This window comes from Yinghuangia sp. YIM S09857 (genome assembly GCF_051388915.1).
GTDB lineage: Bacteria > Actinomycetota > Actinomycetes > Streptomycetales > Streptomycetaceae > Yinghuangia.
In genome coordinates, this window is the sequence record NZ_JBPKBH010000019.1 from 94,508 (window position 1) to 102,703 (window position 8,196).

At 70.5% G+C, this 8,196-nt stretch carries 7 protein-coding genes; 3 read left to right on the forward strand and 4 right to left on the reverse strand.

The genetic code is table 11. From position 1 onward, the window contains the following. Positions 1-71: 71 nt before the first annotated feature. Genes ACRX5S_RS31410 through ACRX5S_RS31420 form a run of 3 tightly spaced genes read right to left on the reverse strand, consistent with a single transcriptional unit; the run spans position 72 to position 4,207 of the window. Positions 72-1,712 carry an AMP-binding protein gene (locus tag ACRX5S_RS31410; RefSeq protein WP_436776551.1) on the reverse strand — a complete coding sequence of 547 codons (1,641 nt, stop codon included), beginning with the start codon at positions 1,710-1,712 and terminating at the stop codon, positions 72-74. Between the two features lie 54 nt (positions 1,713-1,766). Further along, positions 1,767-2,693, reverse strand: coding sequence for an SDR family NAD(P)-dependent oxidoreductase (locus ACRX5S_RS31415; RefSeq protein WP_436776552.1), 927 nt, complete (start codon positions 2,691-2,693; stop codon positions 1,767-1,769). Between the two features lie 44 nt (positions 2,694-2,737). Then, on the reverse strand, positions 2,738-4,207 hold the full coding sequence (locus ACRX5S_RS31420) for an aldehyde dehydrogenase family protein (protein ID WP_436776553.1): 1,470 nt from the start codon (positions 4,205-4,207) through the stop codon (positions 2,738-2,740). 127 nt (positions 4,208-4,334) lie between these two features. Here ACRX5S_RS31420 and ACRX5S_RS31425 point away from each other — a divergent pair, with 127 nt between their 5' ends. Next, positions 4,335-5,105: an SDR family NAD(P)-dependent oxidoreductase gene (locus ACRX5S_RS31425; protein WP_436776554.1), complete on the forward strand. Its 771-nt coding sequence runs from the start codon at positions 4,335-4,337 to the stop codon at positions 5,103-5,105. Between the two features lie 33 nt (positions 5,106-5,138). Here ACRX5S_RS31425 and ACRX5S_RS31430 read toward each other — a convergent pair whose 3' ends face one another. After that, complete coding sequence (locus tag ACRX5S_RS31430) at positions 5,139-5,789, reverse strand: TetR/AcrR family transcriptional regulator (protein WP_436776555.1); 651 nt, start codon at positions 5,787-5,789, stop codon at positions 5,139-5,141. Between the two features lie 141 nt (positions 5,790-5,930). On the opposite strand from ACRX5S_RS31430, the gene ACRX5S_RS31435 reads away from it, so the two are divergent. Both ACRX5S_RS31435 and ACRX5S_RS31440 read left to right on the forward strand, forming a co-directional pair. Then, positions 5,931-7,211 (forward strand): amidohydrolase family protein, encoded by a 1,281-nt coding sequence (locus ACRX5S_RS31435; protein WP_436776556.1) that lies wholly within the window; start codon positions 5,931-5,933, stop codon positions 7,209-7,211. Continuing rightward, positions 7,208-8,044: an enoyl-CoA hydratase/isomerase family protein gene (locus ACRX5S_RS31440; protein WP_436776557.1), complete on the forward strand. Its 837-nt coding sequence runs from the start codon at positions 7,208-7,210 to the stop codon at positions 8,042-8,044. Before ACRX5S_RS31435 ends, ACRX5S_RS31440 begins: the two co-directional genes overlap by 4 nt. Positions 8,045-8,196 lie beyond the last annotated feature (152 nt).

Genomic DNA, 8,196 nt, shown 5'->3' on the forward strand with positions numbered 1-8,196 from the left:
CCGTACCTCTGACGGGAGCACGGCCTCCCCGAGCTCGATGTGCCGCGCCGGCCCAGGCCGGCCGGCGCGGCTCAGCGTCGTTCTACGCTGATGCCGCTGGTGTCCAGGCGCCAGGTCCGAGGCGTCACGCCTTCCTCGCGCAGCCGGGTCTTGAGGACCTTGCCGAGCACGGTGCGGGGCAGGTCGGCGCGGAACTCGATGTAGCTGGGCAGGGCGAAGTACGGCACGCGCTCCTGGCACCAGCGGAACAGCGCCTGTTCGGTCAGCCCGGCACCGGGCCGCAGGACGAGGGTGACCTTGATGTCGTCCTCGCCGAGGGGGCTGGGGACGGCGTGCACCGCGACGTCGGCGACGTCGGCGTGCTTGGCGAAGACCGCCTCCAACTCGGAGCTGGACACGTTCTCGCCGCGCCGCCTCAGGTAGTCGGCTTTACGGTCGAGGAAGAAGAGATAGCCGTCCTCGTCGATGCGCCCGACGTCGCCGGAGTGGTGCCACAGATTACCGAAAGTGGCCAAGGTCGCCTCCGGCCGTCCCCAGTAGCCGTCGAACATCACCCCAGGGCGGCGCGGCCGGGCGACGATCTCGCCCGGTTCCCCGACCGGGACCTCGTTGTCGGCGTCGTCGAAGACGCGGACGTCCCAGTAGTCGGAGTTGACCACCCCCGCCGCGCCCGGCTTGTTGGCGACGCCGGGCGGCAGCCAGGACAGCAGGCACGCCTCGGTGGTGCCGTAGCCCCCGTCGAAGGGCCGGATGCCGAAGCGCTCGTGCCAGCGCTCGGCGAGCGCCGGAGCGATCGGGGCGCCCGATATGAAGCGCAGACTCGTGTTGGCTCCCGCGGCACCGGATCCCGGCATCTCAGGGCGAGGCGCGTCGTCCGCGAGCAGCGCCACCATTGACCCGAGCGTGCTGGCCATGGTGGCACCGGTGCGGTTGATCTCCGGCCAGAAGCGCGATACGGAGAACTTGCGGTAGATCGCGGCCTGTCCGCCGATGAGCAGGGTGCCGACGAGGGCGATGGCGTAGGCATTGAAGTGGAAGAGCGGCAGGGGTGTCCACACGACGTCCTCGGGACGGCGCTGCCACTGCCGGGCGATCTGCGTGGCGACGGTGACGGCGTAATTGTGGCTGATCACGCAGCCCTTGGAGGGGCCGGTGGTCCCGCCGGTGTAGATGAGGACGATGGTGTCGGTCGGGGCGACGTCGGCAGGGCCGGTCAGCGGGTCCCGGTTCATGGCCTCGTCCCAGCGGTGCCATTGCGTGGTCGCCGACTGCCAGTCGAACTCGCCTGCCACGACGACGTGTTCGAGACACGGGACGTCGTCGGCCACCTCCTGGACGCGCGGGGCCAGGTCGGCATCCACCACCACGACCCGGCTGCCGGAGTCGTTGAGCTGGTGCCGCAGGTAGTCGCCCTTGAAGGCGCTGTTGACCGGGACCGCGACTGCGCCCAGGTGCATCGCACCGAACAGGGCGACGACCGTCTCGGAGGAGTTCGCGGTGAGTGTGGCGACGCGGTCACCCTTGCCGACGCCGTACGCCTGGAGGGCTGCCGCGTGGATGCGGGCCGCACGGTCGAGCTCGGCGGTGGTCCACCGCTCGCCGTTGACGTCGAACAGGTCGGTGTGCGGATCCTCCCGGAGGCGCGCTTGCAGGAGATCGGGGACGGTCCGTCCGGTTCCTCCGGCCCACACTGCTGCGTTGCCGTCACTCATGCGTCTGTTCCTTGCTCGTGGTTCCGTGTGGGGGCGTTCGCGCGGCGGCGCCGGTCATGCCTGCTCGAATCGCAGGCCGGGCGCGGTGGTCCCGAAGATGTCGACGGCCATGCGGTCGCCGATCTCCTCGGCCTTCCAGCGCCGACTTCCGGCGGCCACGGTCCGCTTCTCACGCCAGCCCTGCATCCAGATGATTCGGTCCTCGATGGAGCGGAACACCTGGCCGGTGACGTGCTGCGCCTCAGGACCGGCGAGCCATGCGACCAGGGGGGAACTGTTGGCCGGGTCCATCGGATGCCACTCGTCCGCACCGAGGTCGTCGGGCTCGATGACGTCACCCGCGCCCGGGATGGTCGCGGTGATGCGGGTCAACCCGGACGGGCCGACTGCGTTGACGGTCACGCCGGAGCGGCGGAGTTCGAGCGCCAGGGTGAGAGTGAGGCCCACGATCGCCGCCTTGGCCGTGGCGTAGCCGCTCTGCCCGAAGTTGCCGGTGAGACCGGCGCCGGAGGTGGTGTTGATGATGCGGCCGGTGCTGCCCGGGGCGCTCTTGGCCCGCTCGCGCCAGTAGCGGGCGGCGTGATGGCAGGGCGACCAGGTGCCGGCGACGTGGACGCGCAGCACGGCGTCGAAGTCGGCGCGCGCGAGGTTCCACACGGCGGCGTCGCGGACGATGCCGGCGTTGTTCACGAGGATGTCCAGGCTGCCGAACTCGTCGACCGCGCGCTGGATCATCGCCTCGGCGTCGTCGTGGTCGGCGACATCGCCGTAATGGGCCACCGCGCCACCACCGCGCTTGCGGATCAGGTCCACGGTGGTGTCGGCGGCGTTGTCGCTCCCGGCGGACTCCCCACGGACGGTGCCGCCGAGGTCGTTGACCACGACCCGGGCACCGTGGCGGGCGAGTTCGAGTGCGTGGGCGCGGCCGATGCCGTGGCCCGCGCCGGTGACGACGGCGACCTTTCCGTCGAGCAGTCCCATGTGTGTGCCTTCTTCAAGTCGTACCGGTCTGGTGGGCTTTGGCGTCAGACGCCGATGGCGAGAACCTTGGTCTCCAGGTACTCCTCGAACCCGGCTGCTCCCATCTCGCGGCCGATGCCGCTCTGCCGGTAGCCGCCGAACGGCATGTCCGGTGCGAAGTACTGGCCACCGTTGACGTTCACCGATCCGGCGCGGATCCGCCCGGCCACGCGGGTCGCGCGTTCCGCGTCGGCGCTGGTGACCTGCCCGGCGAGCCCGTAGATCGAGTTGTTGGCGATCGTCACGGCGTGCTCTTCGTCGTCGAACGGGATGACGGACAGGACCGGGCCGAAGACCTCCTGCTGGGCCAGTTCGGAGTCGGGGTCGACGTCGGCCAGGAGCGTCGGCTCGACGAACCAGCCTTCGGACAGGTGGGCGGGGGCGCCGCCGCCGGTCACCAGCCGCGCGCCGTCGGCGATTCCGCGCTCGATCATGCCCAGGACGCGCTCGCGCTGGATGCTGCTGACCAGCGGGCCCATGACGGTCTTCGGGTCGGTCGGGTCGCCGTACGGGACGGCGGGCAGGGCTTGCGCGAGCCCGCCGACGACGATGTCGTACAGGCCCCGCTGGACCAGTAGGCGCGAGTTGATGGCGCAGCCCTGGCCGGCGTGCCAGATGATCGCCATGGCACCGCGGATGACGGTCGCCGGGTCGGCGTCGTCGAAGACGACCGACGCGGACTTGCCGCCCAGTTCGAGGAAGGTCTTCTTCACGGTCTGCGCGGCGCGGGCCATCAGGTGGCGGCCGGTGGCGGTCGATCCGGTGAAGGAGATCATGTCGACGCGCGCGTCGTCGGCGAGTTGCTGCGCGACCGCGTTGTCGGAGGTCGTGACGACGTTAAGGACGCCGGGCGGCAGGTCGGTCTCCTCGGCGGCGATGCGCCCCAGTGCCGTGGCGGTCCACGGGGTGTCCGGCGCGGGCTTGAGGACGGCGGTGTTGCCGGACGCCAGCGCGGGGATGAGCTTGGCCAGGTTGATCTGCATGGGGGCGTTCCACGGCGTGATCGCCCCCACCACGCCCACGGGTTCGCGCCGGATGTAGCGGTGGGTGGTGCCCTGCTGGCCCTTCACCTGGCCGCGGTCGCTCTCCCATTCGTAGCGCTCCGCCAGGTCCAGGGTCCACGGGACGAGGGCGAGGGCCGCGTCCAGGTGCGGGCCGGTGGTCAGCGAGACGGGGACACCGACCTCGGCGACGGTGAGGGCGCGCAGTTCCTCGCGGTGCTTCTCAAGGCCGGCGAGGAGTTGGCGCAGGCAGCGCATGCGCAGTCCGAGGTCGCTCGACCATTCGGTGGTGTCGAAGGCGGTGCGCGCGGCGGCGATCGCCGAGCCCATGAGGCCGGCGTCGGCGTCCGCCGTCACCCCGATGGTGCGGCCCGTGGCCGGGTTGACGTTCTCGAACGTCCTTCCGTCGGGGGCGGTAACGAGTTCCCCGTCGACCAGCATCCGGGACTCGCTCCACAGCACCGTGTCGTTCACAACTGTCTCCGTTCCTGCAAGGCGTTGATGAATAATGTATGCGTTTACCGAGCATTGCAACACTGCCATGCCAGTATTCTGAACCTCGGTTCAGTACTTGGACTCATCGTTCAGAACGGAGCACCCTGTGGACCCGACGAGTGGCGTGGTGATTGTGACCGGAGGTGCGGGCGGCCTGGGCGAGGCGACCGTGCGTCGCCTCCACCGGGCGGGCGCGGCGGTCGTGGTGTTCGACCGGGACGAGGCGCGTGCCGCCGGCCTGGCAACCGATCTGGGGTCGCGGGCGCGGTCCTGCGCGGGAGACGCCGCGGACGACGCCGACATGGAGAAGGCCGTTGCGACGGCCGAGGAACTGGGCGCCCTCCGCGGCCTGGTGGCCTGCGCGGGCGGGGCCGCGCGCAGCCTGCGCACCGTCGGCAAGGACGGGATACCGCATCCGATGGAGCTGTTCCGCGAGGTGCTGGAGGGCAATGCGGTGTCGGCGTTCAACTCCCTGCGGCTGGCCGCCGCGGCGATGTCGAAGCAGGAACCGGACTCCACGGGTGAGCGCGGCGCCGTCGTGCTCACCGCGTCCATCGCCGCGTACGAGGGGCAGATCGGCCAGATCGCCTATGCCGCGGCGAAGGCTGCGGTCGTCGGGATGACCCTGGTCGGCGCGCGCGACCTCGCCGCCGCCGGGGTTCGGGTCAACACCATCGCTCCGGGGACCTTCGGCACCCCGGGTTGGGACGCGGCACCGCCCGGTGTGCGCGAACGGCTGGAGGCGAAGGTGCCGTTCCCCCGGCGCTTCGGCGCGCCGGAGGAGTTCGCCGCGGCCGCCGAGCACCTGCTCACGAACGGCTACGTCAACGGGCACGTGCTCCGCCTGGACGGCGCCGTGCGGTTCGATCCCGCCTGAGCCCGGGCGGCGGTGGGTTCGTACGGAACCCGGCTACCCGCAGGGCGGGCCGACGACGAAGGCGCCGGTCACCATCTCGTGCAGGGTCTCCACGGGGAGCGCCTTGTGCCCTCCCCCGGCAATGCCTGTAACCGCGGGGTCGGTGGCTTGATAGCCGGCGACCATCCCGGAGAGGATGCGGGCCATCACCGTCGGCTCGCCCGCACGGAACTCGCCGCACTCGGCGCCGGCGGCGAACAGTCGGGCTTGCAGTTCCATCGCTCGGACGAAGTGGCCGCCGACCTCGGGGCCCACATCGCTCTCCGCGACGTCGCCGGCCACCCAGGGCAGTCGTAGCGCGAGCCGCCCGAAGGCGGGGCGGTCACGGAACAGCGAAACCTGGCAGTCCACGACCGCGAGCAGCCGTTCCGCGCAACTGCCGGGCCGCGCGACCGCCGCCTCCATGGCGGGCACGAGTTCGTCGCCGCCGCGCGCGAGGACGTGGTGGAACAAGTCTTCCTTGTTGCGGAAGTACTCGTAGACGGCGCCGACCGAGAACTGCGCGGCTTCGGCCACCTGTTTGAGCGTGGCACCGCGGAACCCGCGGTCGGCGAAGACCTGTTCGGCGGCGTCCAGCAGATCGGCCCGCGCCATTTCCTCGCGGCGCATCTTGCGCTGTCGGCGCAGTCCCACGTCACTCGTCATCCCGGTCTCCCCACGTATGCGGTCCTCATCGTACGGACTCGAAGCTCAACGTCCGACGCCTCGCCCTTTGCATTGAACATAGGTTCAGATACTTTGAACCATGGTTCAGTAGTCTGAGCATCAAACACCCGGAGGTAGGCCATGCGCCCCGAAGAGCTCATCCTGGTGAGCGTGGACGACCACCTCATCGAGCCGCCGGACCTGTTCGACGAGCACCTGCCCGCGCGATTCCGCGACCGCGCGCCGCGGGTGGTGCGGCAGGACGACGGCTCCGACGTGTGGAAGTTCAACGGCACGACGATCCCGAACATCGGCCTCAACGCGGTGGCAGGCCGCCCACCCGAGGAGTACGGCGTCGAGCCGACCGCGTTCGACGAAATGCGCCCGGGCTGCTACGACGCGGCGGAGCGCATCAAGGACATGAACGCGGGCGGCGTGCTCGCGTCCATGAACTTCCCGTCATTCCCCGGCTTCAGCGGTCGCGTCTTCGCCGCCTGCGAGGACAAGGAGCTGGCGCTCGCCGTGGTGCGGGCGTACAACGACTGGCACATCGACGAGTGGGCCGGCAGCCACCCCGGCCGCTTCATCCCGATGGCGCTGCCGGTGCTGTGGGACCCGGATCTCGCGGCCGAGGAGGTGCGCCGGGTCGCGGCGAAGGGCTGCCGCTCGCTGACCTTCACCGAGAACCCGGCCACGCTCGGCTACCCGAGTTTCCACGACCCGCACTGGGACCCGTTGTGGCGCGCGCTCAGCGACGAGGGCGTGGTGATGTCGGTCCACCTGGGATCGTCGGGCCAGTTGTCGGTGACGGCCGCGGACGCACCCGTCGACGTCATGATCACCCTGCAACCGATGAACATCTGCCAGGCGGCGGCCGACCTGCTGTGGTCGCGGGTCCTCAAGGAGTTCCCGGACATCCGCATCGCCCTGTCCGAGGGCGGCACCGGCTGGATCCCCTACTTCCTCGACCGCCTCGACCGCACGTACGTGATGCACCACAAGTGGACCGGCCAGGATTTCGGGGGCCGCCTGCCCAGCGAGGTCTTCCGGCAGCACTTCCTCACCTGCTTCATCTCCGACCCGGTGGGCGTGCAACTGCGTGAACAGATCGGCTTGGAGAACATCGCCTGGGAGTGCGACTACCCGCACTCCGACTCCAGTTGGCCCAACGCCGCCGAGGAACTGGGTGCGGTCATGGCGGGGGTCCCGGACCGCGACGTCAACCTGATGACGTACGAAAACGCGCTGCGCTGGTACCAGTTCGACCCGTTCACGCACCGCCCCCGCGAGCAGTCGACGGTGGGCGCGCTGCGCGCGGAGGCGGCCGGCCACGACGTTTCGGTCCGCAGTTACGACAAGGGCCGCTTCGAGCGCTCTGCGGGCGCGAACCTGGCCGAACTGCGCGCATCGGCAACCGCATGATCTCCGCGGGAGGCGGCGGGGTCCCCGGCCCGGGCCATCCCCCGCAGGGCGACTGGCTCGGCACCCCGCACCTGAGGTTCCGACGCGTCGACGGGTTCGCCGAAGTGACCGTCGACCGGCCGCAGGCCCGCAACGCGATGACCGCGGCCATGTATTTCGGTGTCCGCTACGCGGTGGACCGGGTCAACGAGGATGCCTCGTTGCACGGGTTGTTGCTCACCGGCACCGGGGACGTGTTCATCCCGGGAGGTGACCTCGGGGCCTCGTCGCACGACGGTTGGCCGGGCGCCGAACTGCTCGGCATGGATGCGGCGCCGTTCGACGCGATCCGGCACTCGCGCAAGCCAGTGGTGAGTGCCGTCAACGGCATCGCCCAGGGCGGCGGACTGCTCATGGCCATCCTGAGCGACATGTCTGTGGCGAGCGAGCGCGCCACGTTCCGCGCTCCGGAGCTGTACCGCGGCATCGCCGACTCGGGGTACGCCGCCATCCTGCCGGCGCAGATCGGCCCCGCGCGGGCCAAGGACATGCTGCACACCGGGCGTGTCGTCGACGCGATCACCGCCGAGGCGTGGGGCATGGTCAACCGCGTCGTCCCGCACGACGATCTGCTGTCCACCGCCTGGGAGTTGCTCGCGGCTTGCGCGCGCTGCGCACCCTCGGCACGGACCCAGGTCAAGCGGATCATCAACGAGGTCTACGGCCACCCGGAGCGCATGACCATCGACGAGAGCCTCGCCGGGCCCGAAGCCCTCGAAGGGTGGCACGCGTTCCGCGACCGCCGGCAGCCCTCGTGGGTCCCTGAGGACCTGCGCGTCAACGGCCGTCTGTAGCGTCCCGCGAACCGGGATCCGCGCAGGCGCGCCGGACCGCCGCCCTCCCCGGTGCCGAATGGTGAGACAGTCGGCTGGGAGCCCGGATCGAGGGCGGCGGTCCACCCGGCCCGAGCATGCGCAGGGCGGGCACACCGACGAAGTCGGTGTGC

What these genes read in the sequence shown, in the direction of transcription:
- ACRX5S_RS31430 (WP_436776555.1), bottom strand. Translation starts at nt 5,789, where the DNA reads ATGACGAGTGACGTGGGACTGCGCCGACAGCGCAAGATGCGCCGCGAG.
- ACRX5S_RS31435 (WP_436776556.1), top strand. Translation starts at nt 5,931, where the DNA reads ATGCGCCCCGAAGAGCTCATCCTGGTGAGCGTGGACGACCACCTCATC.
- ACRX5S_RS31415 (WP_436776552.1), bottom strand. Translation starts at nt 2,693, where the DNA reads ATGGGACTGCTCGACGGAAAGGTCGCCGTCGTCACCGGCGCGGGCCAC.
- ACRX5S_RS31440 (WP_436776557.1), top strand. Translation starts at nt 7,208, where the DNA reads ATGATCTCCGCGGGAGGCGGCGGGGTCCCCGGCCCGGGCCATCCCCCG.
- ACRX5S_RS31410 (WP_436776551.1), bottom strand. Translation starts at nt 1,712, where the DNA reads ATGAGTGACGGCAACGCAGCAGTGTGGGCCGGAGGAACCGGACGGACC.